The organism is Delftia sp. JD2 (assembly GCF_001682645.1).
Taxonomy (GTDB): domain Bacteria; phylum Pseudomonadota; class Gammaproteobacteria; order Burkholderiales; family Burkholderiaceae_C; genus Comamonas; species Comamonas acidovorans.
This window is the reverse complement of the sequence record NZ_LFJT01000001.1, coordinates 231,007-254,388: the sequence shown is the minus strand read 5'-3', so window position 1 is coordinate 254,388 and position 23,382 is coordinate 231,007. Positions and strand designations below refer to the sequence as shown.

Annotated in this window: 19 protein-coding genes; 11 read left to right on the top strand and 8 right to left on the bottom strand. The window is 68.7% G+C overall.

Annotated elements, in window-relative coordinates:
* Positions 1–7: 7 nt before the first annotated feature.
* Both ACM14_RS01120 and ACM14_RS01115 read left to right on the top strand, forming a co-directional pair.
* Positions 8–1,585: a DUF1800 domain-containing protein gene (locus tag ACM14_RS01120; protein WP_065345014.1), complete on the top strand. Its 1,578-nt coding sequence runs from the start codon at positions 8–10 to the stop codon at positions 1,583–1,585.
* A 17-nt stretch (positions 1,586–1,602) separates the two neighbouring features.
* Complete coding sequence (locus ACM14_RS01115) at positions 1,603–2,817, top strand: DUF1501 domain-containing protein (RefSeq protein WP_065345013.1); 1,215 nt, start codon at positions 1,603–1,605, stop codon at positions 2,815–2,817.
* A gap of 8 nt (positions 2,818–2,825) precedes the next feature.
* Here ACM14_RS01115 and sigJ read toward each other — a convergent pair whose 3' ends face one another.
* The 5 genes from sigJ to ACM14_RS01090 all read right to left on the bottom strand — a co-directional run bounded on the left by sigJ (position 2,826) and on the right by ACM14_RS01090 (position 9,823).
* Positions 2,826–3,776 (bottom strand): RNA polymerase sigma factor SigJ, encoded by a 951-nt coding sequence (gene sigJ / locus ACM14_RS01110; protein WP_065345012.1) that lies wholly within the window; start codon positions 3,774–3,776, stop codon positions 2,826–2,828.
* Positions 3,777–3,846: 70 nt separating this feature from the next.
* A complete protein-coding gene (locus ACM14_RS01105) occupies positions 3,847–4,347 on the bottom strand; it encodes an NUDIX hydrolase (protein WP_012207810.1) in 501 nt (166 codons plus the stop codon).
* 88 nt (positions 4,348–4,435) lie between these two features.
* Positions 4,436–4,960, bottom strand: a complete 525-nt coding sequence (locus tag ACM14_RS01100) for a GNAT family N-acetyltransferase (RefSeq protein ID WP_013804779.1) — start codon at positions 4,958–4,960, stop codon at positions 4,436–4,438.
* Positions 4,961–5,054: 94 nt separating this feature from the next.
* Entirely contained in the window at positions 5,055–6,056 is a 1,002-nt protein-coding gene (locus ACM14_RS01095; RefSeq protein WP_012207812.1) for an HD-GYP domain-containing protein, read from the bottom strand.
* Positions 6,053–9,823 carry a PAS domain S-box protein gene (locus tag ACM14_RS01090; RefSeq protein WP_065345011.1) on the bottom strand — a complete coding sequence of 1,257 codons (3,771 nt, stop codon included), beginning with the start codon at positions 9,821–9,823 and terminating at the stop codon, positions 6,053–6,055. Before ACM14_RS01090 ends, ACM14_RS01095 begins: the two co-directional genes overlap by 4 nt.
* A 150-nt stretch (positions 9,824–9,973) precedes the next feature.
* Here ACM14_RS01090 and ACM14_RS01085 point away from each other — a divergent pair, with 150 nt between their 5' ends.
* Positions 9,974–10,231, top strand: a complete 258-nt coding sequence (locus ACM14_RS01085) for a DUF2061 domain-containing protein (RefSeq protein ID WP_043783055.1) — start codon at positions 9,974–9,976, stop codon at positions 10,229–10,231.
* 427 nt (positions 10,232–10,658) lie between these two features.
* On the opposite strand, the gene ACM14_RS01080 is transcribed toward ACM14_RS01085, so the two are convergent.
* Positions 10,659–11,627: a LysR family transcriptional regulator gene (locus tag ACM14_RS01080; protein WP_065345010.1), complete on the bottom strand. Its 969-nt coding sequence runs from the start codon at positions 11,625–11,627 to the stop codon at positions 10,659–10,661.
* Positions 11,628–11,872: 245 nt separating this feature from the next.
* Here ACM14_RS01080 and ACM14_RS01075 point away from each other — a divergent pair, with 245 nt between their 5' ends.
* Positions 11,873–13,231 carry an aspartate aminotransferase family protein gene (locus ACM14_RS01075; RefSeq protein ID WP_065345009.1) on the top strand — a complete coding sequence of 453 codons (1,359 nt, stop codon included), beginning with the start codon at positions 11,873–11,875 and terminating at the stop codon, positions 13,229–13,231.
* Between the two features lie 79 nt (positions 13,232–13,310).
* Here the strand turns inward: ACM14_RS01075 and ACM14_RS01070 are convergent, their stop codons facing one another.
* A complete protein-coding gene (locus ACM14_RS01070) occupies positions 13,311–14,327 on the bottom strand; it encodes a tripartite tricarboxylate transporter substrate binding protein (protein WP_013804784.1) in 1,017 nt (338 codons plus the stop codon).
* A gap of 113 nt (positions 14,328–14,440) precedes the next feature.
* Positions 14,441–15,457: a FadR/GntR family transcriptional regulator gene (locus ACM14_RS01065; protein ID WP_065345008.1), complete on the bottom strand. Its 1,017-nt coding sequence runs from the start codon at positions 15,455–15,457 to the stop codon at positions 14,441–14,443.
* Between the two features lie 244 nt (positions 15,458–15,701).
* Between ACM14_RS01065 and ACM14_RS01060 the strand changes: the two genes are divergently transcribed.
* The 7 genes from ACM14_RS01060 to ACM14_RS01030 all read left to right on the top strand — a co-directional run bounded on the left by ACM14_RS01060 (position 15,702) and on the right by ACM14_RS01030 (position 23,239).
* Positions 15,702–16,907 (top strand): ABC transporter substrate-binding protein, encoded by a 1,206-nt coding sequence (locus tag ACM14_RS01060; protein ID WP_065345007.1) that lies wholly within the window; start codon positions 15,702–15,704, stop codon positions 16,905–16,907.
* A 199-nt stretch (positions 16,908–17,106) separates the two neighbouring features.
* The gene (locus tag ACM14_RS01055) at positions 17,107–17,967 is read left to right on the top strand and encodes a branched-chain amino acid ABC transporter permease (RefSeq protein ID WP_012207821.1); all 861 of its coding nucleotides are present in this window, start codon (positions 17,107–17,109) and stop codon (positions 17,965–17,967) included.
* A gap of 5 nt (positions 17,968–17,972) precedes the next feature.
* A complete protein-coding gene (locus ACM14_RS01050; protein WP_170962116.1) occupies positions 17,973–18,965 on the top strand; it encodes a branched-chain amino acid ABC transporter permease in 993 nt (330 codons plus the stop codon).
* Complete coding sequence (locus ACM14_RS01045) at positions 18,962–19,741, top strand: ABC transporter ATP-binding protein (RefSeq protein WP_012207823.1); 780 nt, start codon at positions 18,962–18,964, stop codon at positions 19,739–19,741. The genes ACM14_RS01050 and ACM14_RS01045 overlap by 4 nt, the downstream gene beginning before the upstream one ends.
* A complete protein-coding gene (locus ACM14_RS01040) occupies positions 19,738–20,448 on the top strand; it encodes an ABC transporter ATP-binding protein (RefSeq protein WP_013804788.1) in 711 nt (236 codons plus the stop codon). Before ACM14_RS01045 ends, ACM14_RS01040 begins: the two co-directional genes overlap by 4 nt.
* A 32-nt stretch (positions 20,449–20,480) precedes the next feature.
* On the top strand, positions 20,481–21,776 hold the full coding sequence (locus ACM14_RS01035; RefSeq protein WP_012207825.1) for a Zn-dependent hydrolase: 1,296 nt from the start codon (positions 20,481–20,483) through the stop codon (positions 21,774–21,776).
* Positions 21,773–23,239 carry a M81 family metallopeptidase gene (locus tag ACM14_RS01030; protein ID WP_065345006.1) on the top strand — a complete coding sequence of 489 codons (1,467 nt, stop codon included), beginning with the start codon at positions 21,773–21,775 and terminating at the stop codon, positions 23,237–23,239. Before ACM14_RS01035 ends, ACM14_RS01030 begins: the two co-directional genes overlap by 4 nt.
* Positions 23,240–23,382: the final 143 nt, after the last annotated feature.

Here is a 23,382-nt window from a genome sequence, read left to right as displayed (position 1 = left end):
AGACACCATGCGCCGCACTTCGCCGTTCGCCATCGCTCTCACGTTCTGCGCCATCACCCTGGCCACGGGCTGCGCGCCCCTGCAGGCGCCGCCCTCCTCCGCAACGCCTGCACTCCATGCCCTGTCCGATGCGCCCCTCACCGCCGCGCAGCGCCAGCAATGGCTGGACCGCGTGACCTGGGGCGCCACCGACAGCGAGGATGCACAGCTGCAGCGCCTGGGCCTCAAAGCCTGGCTGGCCCGGCAGTTGCAGCCCGGCCCCCGGCCGCTGCCGCCGCAGGCACAGCAGCGGATTGACCAGCTGGGCATCAGCCAGCGCCCCATGAACGAGGTCTTGCTGGAACTGGAGACCCAGCGCAAGGCCGTGCAGGAGGCGGCATCGGCCGATGAAAAGGCCACGCTGCAGCAGACCTACCAGCGCACGCTGAACCAGTTGGGCAACGATGCCCAGAAGCGCTTCGTGATCCGCGCGCTGTACTCGCCGGCGCAGCTGCAGGAGCAGATGACCTGGTTCTGGATGAACCATTTCAGCGTCAGCCTGCGCAAGGCCGATATCCGCGCCTGGGTGGGCGACTACGAGGAGCAGGCCATACGCCCGCATGCGCTGGGCAGCTTTCGCAGCCTGCTGGAAGCCTCGCTGCGCCACCCGGCCATGCTGCGCTACCTGGACAACGCCAGCAATGCGGCAGGCCGCATCAACGAGAACTACGCGCGCGAACTGCTGGAGCTGCACACCATGGGCGTGGGCAGCGGCTACACCCAGGCCGATGTGCAGGAGATGGCGCGCATCCTGACCGGCGTGGGCATCAGCCTGCAGCCGGCCGGCACGCCGCCGCCGCGCATGCGCCCCGAGCGCCAGGGCGACTACCTGCGCTCGGGCTTTTTCGAGTTCAACCCCAACCGGCACGACTACGGCCCCAAGTCCTTCCTGGGCCAGCCCCTGCACGCACGCGGCATGGCCGAGGTCCAGGAGGCGCTGGACCGCATCGTCGCCTCGCCGGCCACGGCGCAGTTCATCGCGCGCAAGCTGGCGGTGTTCTTCATTGCCGACGATCCGCCGCCTGCCCTGGTGCAGCGCACGGCCCAGGCCTTCACGCGCAGCCGGGGCGATATCGCGGCCACCGTGGCCACGCTGCTGGCCGATCCCGAGGCCGCCCGCTTCGGCCGCAAGTTCCGCGATCCGCTTCACTACGTGCTGGCCGCCACGCGGCTGTCGGTGGACCAGCGCGTGGCGGCCGACGTGGCGCCGGTGCTGGGCTGGGTCAACCGGCTGGGGCAGAACCTCTATGCGCATGAGACGCCGGACGGCTATCCGCAGATGCAGTCCGACTGGGCCAGCTCGGGCCAGATGGCGGCGCGCTTCGAGGTGGCGCGCCAGATCGCCACGCGCAGCGCCGTGCTGTTCCGCACCGACCCCGCAGACGCGCTGGAGAAGCCGCCCTACCCCACGCTGTCGGAATTGGCCAGCGTGCGCCAGCGCCTGCCGCAGTGGAGCCAGGCCACGCAGGCCGCACTGGCCCAGGCCCGCAATCCGGCGGACTGGAATACCTACTTCCTGTCCGCCCCCGAAATGATGTTCCGCTGACCCCCGGGAGACTGTCCATGCAGCGACGCCACTTTCTGTCCCTGGCCTCCACCCTGCCCTTTGCCGCCCACCTGGGCCGGCTGCAGGCCGCCACGCCCCGGCCAGCCTCGCCGCGCCTGCTGCTGGTGTTCCTGCGTGGCGCCTATGACAGCAGCAATCTGCTCGTGCCCACGCACAGCGACTTCTACTACGAGGCCCGCCCCAGCATCGCCATTGCCCGGCCCGGCGAGGCCCGGGGCGCCCTGGCGCTGGACGACCGCTGGGGCCTGCACCCGGTGCTGCAGGACAGCATCCACCCGCTGTTCCAGGCAGGCCAGGCCTGCTTTGTGCCCTTTGCGGGCACGCACGACCTGTCGCGCAGCCATTTCGAGACGCAGGACTCCATCGAGCTGGGCCAGGGCCTGGACGGGCGCCGCAGCTACCAGTCGGGCTTTCTGAACCGGCTGGCCCAGGTGCTGGGACAGGATGGCCGCACGGCGGTATCGCCCATGGCCTTCACGCCCCAGCTTCCGCTGCTGCTGCGCGGCAGCCTGCCGGCCGCCAACATGGCGCTGGCATCCGTGGGCAAGGGCGGCCTGGACGATCGCCGCAGCCAGGCCATTGCCGCCATGTACGCGGGCACTGTCCTGGGCCCGGCCGTGCAGGAGGGCTTTGCGGTGCGTGATGCCGTGCAGCGCAGCGTGCAGGAGGAAATGGACCAGGCCGGGCGCAATGCCATCAGCGCACGCGGCTTTGCCCTGGTGGCGCAGCGCATGGCGGCCCTGATGCGCGAGCGCTTCGACCTGGGCTTCGTCGATGTGGGCGGCTGGGACACGCATGTGGCCCAGGGCGGTGCCACGGGTGCGCTGGCCGGGCGGCTGGACGAGCTGGGCCGGGGCCTGGCCGGCTTTGCCCAGGAGATCGGCCCCGAGGCCTGGCGGCATACGGTGGTGGTGGTGATCAGCGAGTTCGGCCGCACCTTCCGCGAGAACGGCAACAAGGGCACGGACCACGGCCACGGCACGACCTACTGGCTGCTGGGCGGCGGGCTGTCCTCGCATGCGGGCGGGCGCATCGTGGGCGAGCAGGTCGAGGTCAACCAGAAAAACCTGTTCCAGAACCGCGACCATCCCGTGCTCAACGAGTACCGCGCCGTGCTGGGCGGCCTGTTCCAGCGCATGTATGGATTGAGCCCGGCCCAGCTGCAGCGCGTGTTCGAGGGCGTCACGCCCCGCGATCTTCAGTTCATCTGACCATCTGACTACGCTGCAGGGCCTGCCGGGCCTACAGGGAACGGCAATGGCGCTGGCACGGCCACGCCGGCCAGCTTGTCGGGGTTGCGCAGCGTGTAGATGCAGCGGATCAGGCCGTCCTCGACCAGCAGCGTCTGCACGGACTCCAGCTCGCCGTCGATGCAGCGCAGCAGGCCCGGCAGGCCGTTGACGCGCGCCAGATGCAGGCTCTGTTGCTGGCCGTTGCGCCGCATGCGGCGCGTGGTGGCGAAGTACAGCAGGGCCAGGCGCCGGCCCGTCTCCAGCACGCGGCCGAACGAGGGCACCTTGCCGCCGCCGTCGCTGATGAGCTCGGCATCGGGCGCGAACAGCGCCTGGATCTGCGCGAAGTTTCCACCCTGCACGGCCTGCGCAAAGCGCTGCAGCAGCGCGGCATGGGCCTCGGGCGGCGCCGCAAAGCGCGGGCGGCCGGCCTGCACATGGCTGCGGGCGCGGTGCACCAGCTGGCGGCACGCGGCCTCGCTGCGGCCCAGGGCCTGGGCCACCTCGGCATAGTCGGCATCGAAGATCTCGCGCAGCAGGAAGGCCGCACGTTCGTCGGGGGTGAGCTGCTCCAGCACGAACATCAGGGCCGTGGACACGTCATGGGCACGCTCCAGCAGGTCTTCGGCCGAGGGCGCGGACTCCTCGGCCCAGGGCTGGACCAGGGGCTCGGGCAGCCAGAAGCCCTGGTAGTGCTCGCGCTCGGCGCGCAGGCGGCGCAGCCGGTCTATGGCCAGGCGCGTGGTCACGGAGACCAGCCAGGCCTCGGGCTGCTCTATGCCGGCGCGTTCGGCGCCATGCCAGCGCAGCCAGGCTTCCTGGACCAGGTCTTCGGCATCGGCGCGCTGGCCCAGCATGCGGTAGGCCAGGCCGAACAGGCGCGGGCGGTGGCGCTCGAACAGCGCCAGGGGATCGTCAGGGGCGGAGGAGGTCTGCATGCCATCAAGACGCGGGAGCGTGGCGTTTTGTGACAGACAGGGCCGGCATGGTGCTCGGTGCCTTGGTGACTCAGTGGGGCTGCGGAGCCTGCATCACGCTGGGATCGGTATGGATCAGCTCCAGCGGGTAGCGGCGGCCGGCCAGGTAGTCCTCGATGCTTTGCATCACCAGCGGGCTGCGGTGCTGGGCTGCGCAGGCCTTGAGTTCGTCCAGCGTCATCCAGACCGTGCGCAGGATGCCGTCATCCAGCGGCTGGCCGGGCCGGAAGTCGCCCAGCTCGCCCGTGAATGCAAAGCGCAGATAGGTGATGTCCGAACCCGTGCGCGTACGCACGAAGCGGTTCAGGTAAATGCCGACCAGGGCCGTGGGCACGAAGTCGTGCGCGGTTTCCTCATCGACCTCGCGCACGCAGGCGGCGATGGGCGACTCGGCCGGGTCGAGATGGCCTGCGGGCGTGTTGTAGCGCACGCCATCGGCCGTGTCTTCTTCCACCAGCAGAAAACGGCCATCGCGCTCAATGATGGCCGCCACAGTGACATTGGGTTTCCAGCGATCGGGCATGGCGCGCATTATGACCAGAGGCGGCCGCCACGTCCCGGCCAAAACCCCATCAACACACCCTCAACACGCCCTGCCGGCCACCCGCGCGACAACGCGCCTATAGCGGCCGGACCATGTACAGCGCACCATCGCCATAGCTGTCCAGGCGCTGCTGCTGCAGCGGGTTCGCCAGCGCCTGCACGGCATAGCCATGCCGCTCCCAGTAGCCGCGTGAGCCCTGCACCGACACCAGGGCCGTGTGGCGCAGGCCCTCGGCACGCGCCCTGTCCCACAGCGGCGCCAGCAGCGCGCGCGCCAGGCCCTGGCCTGCAGCGTCGGGGTGCACGGCCATGTCGTGCAGGTAGAGGGTGTCGGCCTGCTCCACGGCTTCGAAGTCACCGTGCAGCGGGGTGATCTTGGCCATCCGGCTGCGGTAGGCCGCAAGGTAGGCGCGCACCCGGCCGCCCTGCTCCAGCGCCAGCGAGCAGTTCGCCGCGCTGGCCAGGCGCCGCGCAAAGACCTCGCCGCTCTCGGCATAGTCCGCGCCATAGCAGGCCAGCTGGATGTGCAGCAGATCGGACAGATCGGCAGCGGTCAGTGCGCGGACATGGAAGCGGCCAGCGAGGGGCGGGGGAGAAGACATGGACAGGTCATTTGAGCGCCGATGGCAGGCCCGCCAGGGTAAGCGATGGTCCATGCCCCAGCATGCCCTGCCGGAATCGGTGCTGCCGGTGCAGTCAATCCTTCCAGCGCTCGCGTATGTCTTCCAGCTGCGGGCGCAGGCCGATGAACAGCGGCACCAAGCGCGGGTCGAAGTGGGCGCCGGCCTGCTGCTCTATGTGCTCCATGGCGTCGTCCACGGTCCAGGCGTGCTTGTAGGGGCGCTCCGTGGTGAGCGCGTCGAACACGTCGGCCACGGCCACGATGCGCGAGGCCAGCGGAATGTCCTCGCCCGCCAGGCCCTGCGGGTAGCCCGTGCCGTCCCATTTCTCGTGATGGGTCAGCGCAATGCTGTAGGCCATCTGCAGCACCTGGGAATCGTGCTCGCCGATGATCTCGGCGCCGATCTGCGGATGGCGGCGCATGACCGTCCATTCCTCGGCCGTCAGCGGGCCGTTCTTGAGCAGGATGGCGTCGGGGATGCCGATCTTGCCCACGTCGTGCATGGGCGCGGCGTTGAGCAGGTCGTCGGCCCACTCGTCGGTGCAGCCGGCCGCCAGCGCCAACGTCTTTGCGTAGTGGCTCATGCGGATCACGTGCATGCCGGTTTCGTTGTCGCGGTACTCGGCCGCGCGGCCCAGGCGCTGCACGATCTGCAGGCGGGTGCTGCGCAACTCGTCGAGCTTGACCAGCGACAGGTGGTTGCGCACCCGCGCGCGCACCACAGGCGCACGCACGGGCTTGACGATGTAGTCCACCGCGCCGGAGGCAAAGCCCAGCGCCTCGTCCTGCCCGTCCGACAGGGCCGTGATGAAGATCACCGGGATGCGGGCGGTGTCGGCCTGTGCCTTGAGCTGGCGGCACACGGCGTAGCCGTCCAGCTCGGGCATCATGATGTCCAGCAGGATCAGGTCCGGCTGGTGCTGTGCCAGCTGCAGTGCCTTGCGCCCGTCCGTGGCGAACGAGAGCCGGTAGTCCTCGCCCAGGATCTGGCGCAGCACATGCAGGTTGGTCGGGTCGTCATCGACCAGCAGCAGGCGCGGGCGCTTGTCCGTTGCCAGTAGATTGGGCGCATTCATGCTCTGTCTCCATCGATCGAGGGCAGTTGCTGCTGCAGCTGCTGGGCGCATTCCTGCGCACGCTCGAAGTCGAAATTATCCAGTGCCTGCTGCAGTGGTTGCAGCTGTTCGGCCGTCAGCATGCGCACCAGGGCCTGCATGGCCTGCCCGTCCAGCTCCCCGCTTTGCAATGCGGCAACGATGCGCTCCAGCCAGGGCCGGGCATCGGCCGGCAGGCAGGACGCGCCGCCCTGCGGCCCGGCATCGGCCACGGGCGGCGCCGGTGCCGTGCCGCCGGGCAGCGCCTGGCCCGCGACCTCGGCCACCGGCATGGCAGCTGGATGGCGCTGGCGCAGCTCCTGCGTCACCGCATCCAGCGCCTGCTGCAACTGGTCGATGAGGGCAAGCAGCTGGGGCTGCGGGGCGCCATCCTGCGCATGGCCTTCCAGGCGCGATGCCAGGCGGTACACGGCCTGCAGCCCCAGGTTGCCTGCCGCGCCGCGCACGCGGTGCGCCAGGCCCACCAGGGCTTCGGTCCCCGGGCGCTGCAGGGCGCGGCGCAGGCGATCGGCCAGATCAAGCTGCTCGTTCAGAAAGCGCCGTACGGCGGCCACCAGCGGATCGACCCGGCCCCACAGCGCAATGCCCGAGGCCCAGTCCACCGTGACATCGGGCAGCCCCGCCTGGGCACTGGCGGGCGCGGGCGGCCTGGCCTCCTTGAGCGCCACCTGCAGCGACAGCAGCCGCGCGATCTCGGCCTGCAGCCGCGCCATGTCCAGCGGTTTGGAAGCAAAGCCGTCCATGCCGGCGGCGCTGGCGTCGCTGCGGTCCTTCTCCAGCACGCTGGCCGACAGCGCGACGATGGGCACGGGCCGGCGCTGCAGCTGCCGCTCCCAGACGCGGATGGCGCGCGCCGCCGCCAGGCCATCCATGCCCGGCATCTGCAGGTCCATCAGCACCACGTCGAAGGGCGGCTCCTGCGCCTGCACGCAGCGCAGCGCCTCGGCGCCGTCATGCGCCAGCGCCATCTGGTGGTTCTGGCTGGAGAAGTTGATCTGCAGCAGCTCCAGGTTCTCGGGCACATCGTCCACGGCCAGGATGTGCAGCGGCGGCAGGCCGCGGCTGGCCGCCCCGCGCTCGGACAGCGGGCTCTCGCCCACGGGCAGGGGCAGGCGCACCTCGAACACCGTGCCCACGCCCACCGTGCTGTGCAGCTGGATGCTGCCGCCCATGAGCTCGGCCAGCTGGCGCGAGATGGTCGTGCCCAGGCCCGTGCCGCCAAAGCGCCGCGTGGTCGAGGCATCGGCCTGGGCGAAGGGGTCGAAGATGCGGTGGATCTTCTCGGGCGCGATGCCGATGCCCGTGTCATGCACATCGAGCTGCAGCACGCCCTGCTCGTAGCGCACGCGCAGCAGCACATGGCCACGCTCGGTGAACTTCACGGCATTGCCCAGCAGGTTCACCAGGATCTGCTGCACGCGCATGCCGTCGCCGCGCAGGGCCGCCGGCGTGTGCGGGTCGTAGTCCAGGCGCAGGTCCAGGCCCTTGCGGTCGGCCGTGATGCGCAGCGACGCCAGGATCTGCTGGCACAGCTCGCGCACCGAGAAATCCTCGATCTCCAGCTCCACCGCACCCTTGTCGAGCTTGGCCGTGTCCAGGATGTCATTGAGCAGGCGCAGCATGGAGCGCGCCGCGTAGTGCACCGTGTCCAGGTAGCGCGCCTGCGTGGGCTGCAGGGCGGTTTCGCGCAGCGCCTCGGTGAAGCCGATGATGGCGTTCATGGGCGTGCGGATTTCGTGGCTCATGTTGGCCAGGAAGGTGCTGCGCGCGGCGGCGGCCGCCTCGGCATGCTCCTTGGCCAGCACCAGCTCCTGGGCCAGCTTGCGCTGGGCACTGATGTCGGTGAGCAGCTTGACGATCTTGTAGGGCCGGCCGTCGGCGTCGCGTATGGGGTTGTAGGTGGCCTGCACCCAGATGCGCCGCCCCTCGCGCCCGCAGCGCAGGAATTCGCCGGCCTGGAACTCGCCCTCGGCCAGCCGGCGCCAGAACTGCACATGCTCGGGCGTGTGGGCATAGCCGGGCTCGCAGAACATGCCGTGGTGGCGGCCCGCGACCTCGTCGAGCCGGTAGCCGAACAGGTCCAGGAAATTGCGGTTGGCGCGCAACACTTGGCCCAGCAGGTCGTACTCGATGGTGGCCAGCGACAGGTCGATGGCGCGCACCGTGCCCTCGAACTCGGCATTGCGCGCGCGCGCCGCCGTCTGGTCCATGATCACGCCGTCGATCCAGGTCAGCTCGTCGTGCTCGTTGAAGACGCCGCGCCCGGTCTCGGACACCCAGCGGGTGCTGCCGTCGCGGTGCAGCAGGCGGTAGTCGGCGTTGTAGGTCTGGCGCCGTGACAGCGAATGCGAGACCGCAGCCTCCAGCCGGTCGCGGTCCTCGGCATGGATGAGCCGGTCCCAGCCCGTGAGTCCGTCCGTGAAGTCCTGCTCAGTCCAGCCGGTCAGCTCCTTGATGGAGCGGCTGAGCAGCAGCGGCGTCCACTTGCCGTCGTACAGGCAGCGGAAGGTGGTGCCCGGCACGTTGTTGATCAGGGTGCGGTACTGCTCCTCGCTGCGGCGCAGCGACTGCAGCATCTGGCGGCGCTCGCGGATGTCGGTCACAAAGCCCACGAACAGCGGATCGCCCGCAATCGCCACCCGGCCCACGGCCAGGCGCACGGCGATCTGCGTGCCGTCCTTGTGCAGGGCATGGACATCGCGGCTGGAGCCGAGCAGGCCTGCAAAGCCCGCGGCCAGCTGCTTTTCCAGCGAGCCGCCCTCACCATCGCAGCCCGACGCAGGCATGAGCAGGCTGGCGCTGCGGCCCAGCACCTCATGCGCCGTCCAGCCCAGCAGCCGCTCGGCCGCGCCATTGAACGAGACGATGCTGCCGCGCCCGTCGATCATCACGATGCCGTCCACCGCCGTATCCACCACGGCGCGCAGGCGCGACTCGCTGCGCTGGACCTGCCGGTAGATCTGGCGGTAGCGCAGCGTCATGTTGACCGCGAGCACCAGGCCGAAGATCAGCACCACCACGCCCACGATGGAGAACACCAGCAGCGCATGCGTGGGCGCCTCCTGCTGCGCCAGCGCCTCGATACCGGGCTTGAGGCGCAGTGCGTACAGGCCCGCATAGTGCATGCAGGAAATGGCCAGGCCCATGACTATGCCGGCCACCAGCGTGGGCCACAGGCGGCCCGTGTTGCCCAGCCGAAAGCGCACCCACAGCGACAGCATGGCCATGGTGGCGGCCACGATCACCGACAGCAGCACGCCCCAGGGGTCGTAGAGCATCAGGCTCCAGGTCTGGGCCGCCGCCATGCCGATGTAGTGCATGGAGCCAATGCCCAGCCCCATGAGCACGCCGCCGCCGACCAGCGCCTGGGCGGACAGCCGGGGCCGCACCATCAGCGTCAGCGCCAGCCAGGACGCCAGCATGCTGGGCAGCATGGACAGCGCGGTGATCCAGGGGTCGTAGTCGCCGAAGGTGCAGGGCACAAAGGCGAGCATGCCGATGAAGTGCATGGCCCAGATGCCGGCGCCCAGGCAGAAGGCGCCGGTCAGCACGCCGGTGCGGCGTATCCGGGGCGAGGCGGCATTGCGCGCCAGCCCCGCGATCTGCATGGCCATCATCGACGTGGCCACGGCCACCCCCACCGACAGCGCCACCAGGCCCGGATGCAGCCACTGGAACCACTGCGGATGGGGTGCCCATCCGAGCACGAAGATGTCGTCCCAATTCATGGCGCCCCCCCTGAATGGCACAGGGCCACGGCACCTGCCTGCCCGCCATCGATAGTCTTCATGTCTTTGATAATCATTTTCGATTGGCCGCAGCTATTGATCACACCTAGCATGGAGTCTCATCACGAGAAAAGCCCCGAGGAAAGCCCCATGACCCGCATCCGCCAGACCTTGCACCACCACCGCCACACGCTGATGAAAACCGCCAGCTACTACGTCATCCACGTCACGGTGGCGGCGGCCGTGGCCTATGCCGTGACCCGCAACCTCTGGGCCGCGCTGACGCTCAGCCTGCTGGAGCCCACCGTCCAGGCCGTGGCCTTCTTCTTCCATGAAAAGCTCTGGGAACGGGGCCTGCGCCGCCGTGCCGATGCCGCCGTCATGGCGCCGCCCACGGCTGCAGCCTGAGCCTGCCGGGAGCGCGGAGATGAACATGCCCATGCCCATGCCGGCACCCATGCAGCCCCTTGGCGCAGACTCATTCGGGAAATGGCTGGCCGAGACCCTGGCCAGGATGGTCGATGGCGGCACGGGCTGAAGCCCGGCCCTGCCGTGGCGGCAAGAGAGGTGGACATGGCGGCGCATGGTGGCAAGAACCCGGGAAATGCGAAATCGTTGGTATCAAGGCGCTGCTCGTACGGCCCAGGGCCGACACGGAATCCATGCATGCATGTCGGCGCAATCGGGGCGGACTGAAGCCCTGGCACCGGCCACAATGCCAAACATTGTCAAGCGCATACGCTGCAAAAACCTGAGCACAAGCTGTGCAAAAACCTGTGCACATCCTGATATCAAACCTGTGAATTTCCTCTTTCCAAGGCTGTGATGAACCCGTTCATCCATGGTGCGCGGCCAGCAGGGCGTCAATGAACACCCGGGCCGCACGCCCAGGGGCCACGGCATTGCGCCAGACCGCGAAGAAATCGCACAGATAGAAAAAGCGGTGCGGTGCCACGGCCTGCAGCAGGCCCTGGTCCTGCATGGCCTGTGCATAGTGATCGGGCAGAAAGCCCAGGTAGCGGCCCGATCGCACCAGCATGGCAATGGCCTCCTGGTCAAAACCCGTGGCCTGGCGCTGCAGGCCGGCCTGGTGGCTGAGCGCCATGTTGGGCGACTGGTAGCCCAGGCCTGCGAAGGCATGCGCGCCCAGGCTGTCCCAGTCCAGCCCGCCATGGTCGGCGCCATGCAGCGGATGGCCGGGAGCGCAATACAGCTGCATGCGCTCGCCAAACAGCCGGGCGCTGTCCAGCGCGCCCGAACTGGGTGCCGATGGCAGCACGCCCACCTGCCAGCGCCCCTCCATCAGCCCGCGCTCGATGGCCTGGATGGAGGCCACATGCAGGCGCAGATGCAGCTGCGGGGCCTGGTCGTGCAAAACGCCGATCGCCTCGGGAATGCGCGACTGCGGATTGCCCACGGTCTTGTCGAACAGCGCCACGTCCAGCGTGCCGGCCAGCCGGCCATGGATGTCGTCCACCTGGCCCAGGAAGCCTTCCACGCCACCGAGCAGTTGCAAGGTGGCCTCGTAGATGCGATGGCCTTCGGGCGTGAGCGCGAAGCCCGCGCGCCCGCGCCGGCACAGCGTCAGGCCCAGGCGCTCCTCCAGGTCCTTCATATGGCGGCTCAGCGTGGAGCTGCCGATGTTCAGCTCCAGCTCGGCAGCCGACATGCCGCCGCACTCGACCACGGCCTTGAACACGCGCAGCAGGCGCAGGTCCATGTCGCCCAACTGGCCCAGCGCGGCGCGCGCGCGCCCGTCCCGCGCCGGGCGGCCTGGGGTGCTGTCCATCGAAAAATCCGCCATCGCCCTTCGCCTCCCGGTGCCCGCCTGAACCGGCCACCACTACAGGGGAGCCACTATAGGCGAGCACCAGGGCGGCGACGGCCATGGATTCCCACAATGCGCGCTCTCCGGACCCGGACCGGCAAGCCCCCGCTCACTTGCAGAAATCCGCAAGTGAACCTCGATATCACGCACTTCGAGAAATCAAAAGGCACGATCACAATGGGCCGGTTCCTTTATTTCTTTCCCGGCCCGAGGAGATCACCATGACCCTGGTTCCCACCGAACAAGGCGCTGCAGCCGCCACGCGCACCGATGCCGCCTGGCTTGACGCCCACTGGATGCCCTTCACCGGCAACCGCGAGTTCAAGGCGCGCCCGCGCATGATCACCAGCGCCCAGGGCGCCTACTACACCGATGCCGACGGCCGCAAGATCTTCGACGGCCTGTCGGGCCTGTGGTGCTCGGGCCTGGGCCATGGCCGCCGCGAGATCGCCGAAGCCATCGGCCGCGCGGCCCAGCAGCTGGACTATGCGCCGGCCTTCCAGTTCGGCCACCCGGCCTCGTTCGCGCTGGCCAACAAGATCAAGGAGCTGACGCCTGCAGGCCTGGACCATGTGTTCTTCACGGGCTCGGGCTCGGAGGCGGCCGACACGGCACTGAAGATGGCACGCGCCTACTGGCGCGCCAAGGGCCAGGGCGGCAAGACCCGGCTGATCGGGCGCGAGAAGGGCTACCATGGCGTGAACTTCGGCGGCATCTCCGTCGGCGGCATGGTGGGCAACCGCAAGACCTTCGGCCAGGGCGTGGAGGCCGACCACCTGCCGCACACGCAGCCGGCGCTGGGGTCCTTCCACAAAGGCATGCCCACCACCGATGGCCGCGCGCTGGCCGACCGGCTGCTGGACCTGATCGCCCTGCATGACGCCAGCAACATTGCGGCCGTCATCGTCGAGCCCTTCTCGGGCTCGGCCGGCGTGGTGATTCCGCCGGCCGGCTACCTGCAGCGCCTGCGCGATATCTGCACGCAGAACAACATCCTGCTGATCTTCGACGAGGTCATCACGGGCTTTGGCCGCTGCGGCGCCATGACGGGGGCCGAGGCTTTCGGCGTCACGCCCGACATCATGAACATCGCCAAGCAGGTGACCAATGGCGCCCAGCCCCTGGGCGCCGTGGTGGCCAGCAAGGAGATCTACGACACCTTCATGGCAGCGGGCGGCCCCGAGTACATGCTGGAGTTCCCGCACGGCTACACCTACTCGGCCCACCCCATTGCCTGCGCAGCAGGCGTGGCCGCGCTGGACCTGCTGCAGCGCGAGGACGGCCCGGGCCGCGTGCGCGCGCTGGCCCCGTTCTTCGAGCAGGCCGTGCACAGCCTCAAGGGAGCAAAGCATGTGGCCGACATCCGCAACTTCGGCCTGGCTGCGGGCTTCACCATCGAGTCGCTGCCCGGCGAGCCGGCCCGCCGTCCCTACGAGATCGCCATGAAGTGCTGGGACAAGGGCTTTTACGTGCGCTACGGCGGCGACACCATCCAGATCGCGCCGCCCTTCATCAGCGAGAAGGCCGAGATCGAGCGGCTGGTCAGCGCCCTGGGCGATGCCCTGACGGAAACGAACTGAGCATCTCCGGCACATGAGAAAAGCCCCTGGGCCGTGAGGCCGCAGGGGCTTTTTACATGGCAATGGCAAGGCTGCGGAATCAGTCCAGCGTGATGCCCGCGTTCTTGATCACATCGCGCCACTTGTCCACTTCCACGCGCAGGAACTGGGCCGAGGCATCGGGCTTGAGGCCCGAGGGCAGCACGCCCATGGCGTCCAGCTTTTCCTTGACCTCGGGCGCGGGCAGGGCCTTGGCGATCTCGGCGTAGAGCCGGTCCACGATGGGCTTGGGCGTGCCTGCGGGCACGGCCGCGAGGAACCAGGCATCGGCCGTGAAGTCCTTGAGGCCGGCCTCGGACATGGTGGGCACGTCGGGCATGGACTGCAGACGCTCGTTGTGGGCCACGGCCAGCGCGCGCACCTTGCCGGCCTTGAGCTGCGCGGCAATCGTCACGGCCGTGAGAAAGCCGAAGTCGGTCTCACCGGCTGCCAGCGACACCACGGAAGGCGCGCTGCCCTTGTAGGGCACGTGGCCGATCTTGACCTTGGCCTGCATGGCATACAGCTCGGCGCCCAGGTGGTTGGGGCCGCCCGTGCCCGACGAGGGGTAGTTGAGCTTGCCGGGCTGGGCCTGGGCCGCCGCCGTCAGCTCCTTGAGCGAGTGGAACGGGCTTTGCGCGCCCACGGTGAGCACCAGCGGGCTGCGTGCCACCAGGCTGATGGGCGCGAAGTCGCGCAGCGGGTCATAGGGCAGCTTGGTGTACAGGCCCTTGGCCATGGCCATGCAGCCCACATCGCCCAGCACCACGGTGTAGCCATCGGCCGGCGCCTTGGCCACCAGGTCGCAGCCGATGGTGCCGTTGGCGCCGGGCTTGTTGTCCACCACCACCGTGGTGTGCATGCTCTCGCCCATCTTTTGCGCCAGCAGGCGGCCCAGGATGTCGGTGGAGCCGCCAGGCGCAAAGGGCACGACCAGGCGAATGGTCTTGGACGGATAGCTGCCTGCGCCCTGGGCATGGGCGAGGGGCGCCGCCAGCGTGGCCGCCAGCGCCAGGCCGCCGGCCAGGGCGCGCCACAGGGCAGGGGTACGGGAAGATGCGAAAGGGGTTTGTCTCATGCTGTTGTCTCGTGAGGGGGTGGAATGCGTGAAGGCCGAGCGCGCGGCAGCATACCAGCAGCGGGCGGCGCGAAACGCGTGGCCTGGGCCGGCAATGACCGGCGCGGGACAGTTCAGGAGGCCGCGCGCTTGCGTGCGGCGGCGGGACGCGCCGACGGTGACTTGGCGGGCGCCTTCGGAGCCGCCTTTGCGGTGGTCTTCGCGACGGCTTTTGCGGCGGTCTTTGCGGCCGGCCTTGCCGTTGTTGTTGGCGCTGCTTTTGCTGCCGGTTTCGGTGCCTTTTTTGGTGCAGTCCTCGGCACTGCCATCGCAGGCTTTTCCAGCGGCTGCACGGCGCGTTGCGGACGCGGGCTGCGCAGGCTGTCGGCATCCAGGATGAGCCGCCCCTGAATGCGGCCCTTCATGCGCTTGACGCTGCTGGCTGCATCCCGCATGTGCTGCTGCATCAGCGCATGCACCTTCACGGCATCGCGTTCGCGTGCGGCCTGCACGATGTCGCGGTGGATCCGGGCATTGGCCTCGCCAAAGCGACGGTGCTCGGACTGGGGCGTGCGGTTGGCGAAGACGATGAGCTGGCGAATCATCTCGTTGATGAGCTCGCAGGTGAAGCGCAGGAAGGGGTTGGGGTTGGCCGCGGCAAGGATGTCGTGGAAGTTCACGTCCTCGCGCCGCTGGCTGACCAGGTCCTCGCTGCTTTGCGTGGGGTCGCAGCAGGCGATGCTGTGCTCCAGCGCGTCGAAATCCGCCTCGGTCAGATGCGGTACGGCGCCTGCCGCCAGCTCGGGCTCCAGCATCTGGCGCACCGTGTAGATGTCGTCGATGGTCACCTCCTGGAAGAACAGGTAGTTCTGCATGAACTGCAGCGTGCGGTCCAGCGGCACCTCGACGACCGTGCCACCGCCCGAAGGGCCGGTGGAGATGGTGATCAGCCCCTGCACTTCCAGCGATTTGAGGGCCTCGCGGATCGTGCCCTTGCTGACCTGGAACTGTGCCTGCAGCTCGCTTTCGCGCGGCAGGCGGTCGCCGGGGCTGAGGTTCTTTTCGGTGATCAGGCGCTTGATCTCCTGGGCCACGAGATCCGGGCGCTTGAGCTGCCGGATTGCCAGGGAGGGCGACTTGGGTGTATCCATTGTTGTGTTCTCCGGAAGGGCACCGGATCGTGTCCGCGCCCAGTCTGAATGCGGGTTTGGTGCAGTATGCACCGCCATGGCGCGTGGCCGTGCCCGCCTAGGGTTAGCACGCGCCCTATTTCTTCTATTTATCACTATAAATATGAATCAAGGAGCCTGCACGCACCCATTTCGACTGGCATGCAACTTGCTCTGAAAAGCGTACCCGGGCCGCAGCGCCTTCAGTCCCCATCACGGAGATCCCATGCAACGTCGTCACCTCCTGCAACTCTCGGCACTGGGCGCATTGCCCGCATCGCTGGGCCTGGGCCGCAGCGTCTGGGCGCAGTCCAAGGACAGCATCCAGTTCGCCTGCCCCGTGCCCATGTCGGGCGCCTTCGCGGCCAACGGCAAGTACGCGGACCTGGGCATGAAGCTGGCCATCGAGCAGTACGGCAAGGCGCTGGGCCGCCCGCTGGCCTACACCGTGCTGGACACCGAGGGCAAGCCCGCCACGGCCGTGCGCAAGCTGCAGGAGTCTTCGCAGCAGCAGGGCACGCGCTTCTTCGCAGGCGGCATCCTGTCGTCGGAGGCGCTGGCCATGGGCAAGGAGGCCGAGAAGGCCGGCGGCATCTTCATCACCACCGCAGGCGCCGACGAGATCACGGGCAAGGACTGCAACAGCGCCACCTTCCGCTGGTCGGCGCCCACCTTCGGCGCCATCGAGCAGACCGTGCGCCCGCTGGTCGAATCCCTGCCCAAGGCCAAGCGCTGGTACACCATCACGCCGCAGTACGTATTCGGCGACGGCCTGCTGACGGCGGCCAAGAACATCTTCAAGGAAAAGGGCATCGAGCATGTGGGCAACAGCTACCACTCGCTGACCGAAAAGGAGTTCAGCGGCTACCTGACCAATGCCGTGGCCGCCAAGCCCGACGTGCTGCTGCTGCTGAACTTCGGCGCCCAGTCCTCGGACACGCTGCGCCAGGCCATCAGCTTCGGCATGAACAAGAACATGACCATCCTGATCGCCTGGGCCTCGGGGCTGGAGCAGTTCGAATCGCTGGGCGCAGACCTGTGCGACGGCGTGTACTTCGGCGCCCAGTACTGGCACACGGTGGACACGCCGCTCAACCGCGATCTGGTGCAGCGCTGCAACGACAAGTTCAAGGCCAATCCCAACTACAGCCTGGCCGGCCACTACATCTGCACCAAGCTGATGATCGACGCCATCATCAAGGCCGGCACGGCCGACCCCAAGGCCGTGGTCGCCGCGCTGGAAGGCATGAAGTACCAGGGCCTGACGGGCGAGGAAGAAGTGCGCAAGGCCGACCACCAGGTGCTCAAGAGCTACTACCTGCTCAAGGGCAAGGCCAAGTCCAAGATGAAGAACAAGGACGACTACGTGGATGTGGTCAGCTCCGGCAAGTCCTTCCTGCCCGTAGATCAGACCGGCTGCAAGCTGGCTTGAGATGGAAGGCACCCCCTGAGGCGCTGCGCGCCTTCCCCCTCTCCTTCGGGAGGGGGACGACACCCTCGCGGCGGGGCGGCCCTTGCTCGGTGTCCCCGAGTTGGGCCATGCCGGTTCAAGGGCTCAGCCCTGTGTCGCACGGGGTTCAAACCATCGCGCATTCCGCGCCGCCTCCTTCGTCCATCGTTTCGGACCCTGTATGAGCATCTATCTGCTTCAGACCATCAACGGGATCGGCATAGGCATGCTGTATTTCCTGTTGGCCGTGGGCCTGTCCATCGTTTTCGGCCTGCTGCGTTTCGTGAATTTCGCGCACGGTGCCTTCTACCTGCTGGGCGCCTATTTCTGCTACCAGATGACGCGCTGGGGCATGAGCTTCTGGCTGTCCCTGGTCGTGGTGCCGCTGGCCGTTGGCGCGCTGGGCTGGCTGGTGGAAAAGCTCATGCTGCGCCATGTGTATGCCAAGGCGCATGAGTTCCACATCATCGTCACCGTGGGCCTGGCCCTGGTGGTGCAGGAGCTGGTGATCGTGCAATGGGGCCCGCTGGGCGACAGCGTGGCCGTGCCCGATCTGCTGCAGGGCGTGGTGATGTGGGGCAGCTTCGTCTATCCCAAGTACCGGCTGTTCGTGATCGGCTTCACCGCCGTGCTGGCCGTGCTGCTGTGGTGGCTGCTGGAGGGCACGCGGCTGGGCAGCGCGGTGCGCGCGGGCAGCGAATCGACCGAGATGGTGTCCCTGCTGGGCGTGAACGTGCTGCGCATCTTCAGCCTGGTGTTCGCGCTGGGCGCGGCCACGGCGGCGCTGGCCGGCGTGCTGGCTGCGCCCATACGCGGCGCCGAGCCCTTCATGGGCGTGGAGGCGCTGGGCGTGGCGTTCGTGATCGTGGTCGTGGGCGGGCTGGGCAGCTTCGGCGGCGCCCTGGTCGGCGGCCTGCTGATCGGCATCGTGCAAAGCGTGATGAGCACGCTGTGGCCCGAGGGCGCGCGCCTGATGATCTACGTGGCCATGGCCGCCGTGCTGCTGCTGCGACCCCATGGCCTGCTGGGCCGCAAAGGATGAAGACCATGACCAGGCATTCCCATCTCCTTCTCGCGCTGGCCATCGTGGTCGCCATGCCGCTGTGCATGCAGTCGGGCTCGCTGGCCAGCGAGGTGCTGATCTTCGGCCTCGCGGCCATGGGCTGCAATCTGCTGCTGGGCTACACGGGGCTGCTGTCCTTCGGGCAGGGCATCTTCTTCGGCCTGGGCAGCTACACCATCGCCCTGCTGCTGACGCGCTGGCCCCTGCCCATGCCGCTGGCCCTGCTGGCCGCCACGGCCATGGGGGCCGTGGGCGCGGCCATCGTCGGCTGGGTGGCCATACGCCAGCGCGGCACCTACTTCGTGATGCTGACCCTGGCGTTTGCGCAGATGTTCTATTTTCTGGCCTACTCGGCCACGGACATCACCGGCGGCGACAACGGCCTGCTCGATGTGCCCCGCCCCGCACTCGCGGTGGCCGGCCAGACGCTGTGGCCGCTGGCCACGCCCTGGCAGTACTACGGCTTTGTGGCCGTGCTCTTTCTGGTGGTGTTCTGGCTGCTGCGCCGCGTCTGCGACTCCATGTTCGGCCGCACCCTGCTGGCCGTGCGCGACAACGAGGAGCGCGCCGCCGCCGTGGGCTACGACCTGAGGCTGCTCAAGCTGCAGGCCTTCGTGATCTCGGGCGCGGTCACGGGCCTGGCCGGCGCGCTGCACGCCATGATGACGGGCATCGCCCCGCTGTCCAACGCCGAGTACCACACCAGCGAAATGATCCTGGTGATGACCGTGATCGGCGGCACGGGCAACCTGCTGGCCTCGGTGCTGGGCGCGGCCTTCTATGTGCTGCTGGGCGACTGGCTGTCCACCCTGTGGCCGCGCTGGCTGCTGCTGCTGGGCGTGGTGCTGATGATCGTGAGCCTGGGCCTGCAGCGCGGCCTGTGGGGCCTGGGCGAGAGCCTGTGGGCCCTGGTGCGCCGCAAAGGGCCGGCAGATGCCGAGGCGGCCGCTGCAGAAACCAAAGGAGGCCAGGCATGAGCGCCGCAGCATCTCCCATCCTGCTCGAAGCCGTGGGCGTCGAGAAACGCTATGACAAGTTCGTCGCCCTGGGCGGCGTGGACCTCAAGGTCCGCGCCCACACCGTGCACTCGGTGATCGGCCCCAACGGCGCGGGCAAGACCACGCTGTTCCACATGCTCACGGGCACCAAGAGCGTGAGCGGCGGACGCATCGTCTTCGACGGCCACGACGTGACGCGCGAGCCCGACCACCGCCGCGTGCGCCGTGGCATGGCACGGTCCTTTCAGGTCACCAGCCTGTTCCTGACCCTGCCCGTGCGCGAGAACCTGCGCCTGGCCGCGCAGGGCGTGGCCCCCGCCAGGGCCCTTGACTGCTGGAACGCGCCCGTGGGTGCTCGCGCCCTGGCCGATACCGTGGCCAGCGTGCTCTCGCGCCTGGGCCTGGAGCGCCACGCGGACACGCCGGCCGGCAACCTCTCGCACGGCCAGCAGCGGCGGCTGGAGGTGGGCATGGCCCTGGCCGCACGGCCCAAGGCCATCTTCCTGGACGAGCCGACCTCGGGCATGGGCATCGACGACCTGGACGAGATGAAGCGCCTGATCCAGGGCCTCAGGGACGAGCACACCGTGGTCCTCATCGAGCACAACATGAACATCGTCATGGACATCTCCGACACCATCACCGTCATGCAGCAAGGCCGCGTGCTGGCCGAAGGACTGCCCCACGAGATCCGCGCCGACGAGCGCGTGCGCAGCGCCTATCTGGGCAACATGATCACGGGAGGAAAGGCATGAGCGGTCCCCTGCTTTCGGTCGAGGGCATACACGCCCACTACGGCAAGAGCCATGTGCTGCAGGGCGTGTCGCTGCAGGTGCAGGACGGCGAGCTGGTCACGCTGCTGGGCCGCAACGGCGCGGGCAAGACCACCACGCTCAAGTCCATCGCGGGGGTGATGCAGCCCTCGCAGGGGCAGATCCGCTTCGGCGGTGAACCCGTGCACCGGCTGGCCACGCACCAGGTGGCCCAGCGCGGCATCTGCCTGGTGCCAGAGCACCGCGGCATCTTCAAGCTGCTCACGGTGGAGGAGAACCTGCTGCTGGGCCAGCGCAAACGCTCGCCCTGGCAACTGGCCGACATCTACCGCATCTTCCCGCGCCTCAAGGAGCGGCGCGGCAACGGCGGTGGCCAGCTGTCGGGCGGCGAGCAGCAGATGCTGGCCATAGGCCGCGCCCTGATGAACGCGCCGCGCCTGCTCATGCTGGACGAGCCCGTCGAGGGCCTGGCGCCCGTGATCGTGGAGGAGATCGTGGCCCAGCTCAAGACCATCAAGGCCGCTGGCGTGGCGATCTTGCTGGTGGAGCAGAACCTGGAGGTCTGCACCCAGCTGGCCGACCGCCACTACATCATCGAACAGGGTGCGATTGCGCACGAGGCAGGCAATGCCGCTTTCCTGGCCGATGACGCCATCAAGGACCGGTATCTCGGTGTAGGGATCGCCTGATCCACCGCCTTTCGCATTCCCAGGAGTCATTCATGGATCTCAGTACCCCTCTTGCAGCCACCGCCGTTGCGGCCGGGCTGCGCACCGACGGCGCCCGCCTGTGGCAATCGCTGATGGACCTGGCGCGCATAGGCGCCACACCCAAGGGCGGCGTGTGCCGCCTGGCGCTGACGGACCTGGACCGCCAGGGGCGCGATCTCTTCGTGCAGTGGGCGCGCGAGGCCGGCTGCAGCATCCGCGTCGATGCCATCGGCAACATCTTCGCGCGCCGCGCGGGCCTGGACGATGCGCTGCCGCCCGTGATGACGGGCAGCCACATCGACACCCAGCCCACGGGCGGCAAGTTCGACGGCAACTACGGCGTGCTGGCCGGGCTGGAGGTGCTGCGCACGCTCAACGATGGCGGCGTGCGCACGCGCGCCCCGGTGGAGGTGGCCGTGTGGACCAACGAGGAAGGCTCGCGCTTCGTGCCCGTGATGATGGGCTCGGGCGTGTTCGTCAATGCCTTCACGCTGGAGCATGCGCTGGCCCAGCGCGATGCCCAGGGCGTGAGCGTGGACGAGGCGCTGCGCGCCATCGGCTATGCCGGGCCGGCCGGCCCGGCGCCTGCGGTGGGCGCGTATTTCGAAGCCCATATCGAGCAGGGTCCGGTGCTGGAAAACCATGAACGCGTGATCGGCGTGGTCAGCGCCGCGCTGGGCCAGCGCTGGTACGACGTCAGCGTGCAGGGCATGGAGGCCCATGCCGGCCCCACGCCCATGGAGCTGCGCCACGACGCGCTGCTGGCCGCCAGCTGCATCGTGGCCGAGGTCAACCGCATCGCCCTGGACCGCTTGCCGCATGCGCGCGGCACCGTGGGATCGCTGGAGGTGTTTCCCAACTCGCGCAACGTGATCCCGGGCGGGGTCAAGCTCAGCGTGGACCTGCGCGCGCCGGACGACGGCCAGTTGCTGGACATGGACGCCGCACTGCGCGCGGCCTGCGAGCGCATTGCCGCCGCGCGTGGCGTGACCATTGGCGTGGAGCAGGTCGTCTACTTCCCGCCCCAGCCCTTCACGCCGCACCTGGTGGAGGCCGTGCGCACCAATGCCGCCGACCTGGGCTACAGCGCCATGGACGTGGTCAGCGGCGCGGGCCACGATGCCGTCTACCTGGCGCGCGTGGCGCCTGCCGCCATGATCTTCGTGCCCTGCGCCGACGGCATCAGCCACAACGAGATCGAGGATGCCGAGCCCGCCCACCTGGAGGCCGGCTGCAACGTGCTGCTGCGCGCCATGCTGGCGGCCGCGGGCGTGGTGCAGGCAGCGGACGGCGGGGTGCCGGCATGAAGATCCTGATCGCCCGGCTCAACCACGAGACCAATACCTTCTCGCCCGTGCCCACGCCCATCGAGGCGTTTGTGCCCACCTATGGCGAGGCCGCCTATTCGGCCAACAAGGGCATGCGCACGGCCATGGCCGCCTTCATCGACCTGGCCGAGGCGGCGGGCGCCACCCTGGTCACGCCGGTATCGGCCACCTCCAATCCCAGCGGCCCCGTGCATGCGGCCGCCTACGACGAACTCACGCGCCGCATCGTGGCGGCCGCGCCGGGCTGCGATGCCATCTTGCTGGACCTGCACGGCGCCATGGTGGCCGAGAACAGCGCCGACGGCGAAGGCGACCTGCTCGAACGCGTGCGCGCCGCCGCACCCGGCGTGCCCGTTGGCGTGGCGCTGGACCTGCACGGCAACATCACCGAAAAAATGGTGGGCAATGCCGATGTGATGGTGGGCTTCAAGACCTATCCGCACATCGACATGTACGAGACCGGCGAGCACGCGGGCCGGCTGCTGCTGGACATGCTGGCCGGCCGCGCGCGCTACGCCGTGTGCTGGCACCGCCTGCCCCTGATGAGCCACACGCTGCGCAGCACCACGCTGGACGGCCCCATGCTGGACGCCGTGAACGCAGCGCGCGCCCTGGAAGCGGAGGGCCTGCCCGCGGTCTCGGTGTTCGGCGGCTTCTCGCTGGCCGACATCGCCGCGCCCTGCGTGAGCGTGGTCGCCACCTGCAGGACCGACGAGCGTGCGGCCACCCAGGCGAGCGTGGACGCGCTGGCCGCCCGGATCTGGCAGCGCCGCGCCGACTTCATCTACCGCAGCGAGCCGCTGGCCGATTCGCTGCGCCGCGCCCAGGCCCTGGCCGAAGGCGCCCACCGCCCCGTGCTGCTGCTCGACCATGGCGACAACTGCATGTCCGGCGGCACCTGCGACACCATGGACGTGCTGCAGACCGCGCTGGAGCTGGGCCTGTCAGGCATTGCCGTGGGCCCGCTGTGCGACCCCGAGGCCGTGGCCTCGCTCACGGCGGCGGGCGAAGGCGCCGAAGTGGAGATCGCGCTGGGCAACAAGGTATCGCTCGAAGGCATAGGCCTGCACAAGCAGCCGCTGCGGCTGCGCGGCACGGTGCGCGCCGTCAGCGACGGCGCCTACACGGTCAGCGGCCCCATCTACACGGGCCAGCGCTGCCACATGGGCCGCACGGTCTGCCTGGACACGGGCGCAGCGCAGATCGTGATCACCGAGCAGACGCACGAGCCCTGGGACCTGGGCGTGTTCCACTGCGTGGGCATGGACCCGACGCGCTTTCGCTTCGTGCTGCTCAAGTCGCGCATGTACTGCCGGCCCGTCTTCGTGCCGCTGTCGGCCGGCCTGGTCGAGTGCGACAGCCCCGGCGTGACCACCTCGGACTATTCGCGCTTTCCGTTCGCCCGGGTCAGCCGCCCGGTGTTTCCGCTGGACGCCATGTGATTGCCCGGCTTTGCGGCGGCGCGCAAGCAAAGACCGCCGCCGCCGCGGGGCATTGGGCAACCAGGCATCACAACAGTTTCACAGCAGGGCCCGGCTATTGCCTGTCGGCCTACAATCGGTTCCCCCCTACCTCGGCCGACGGC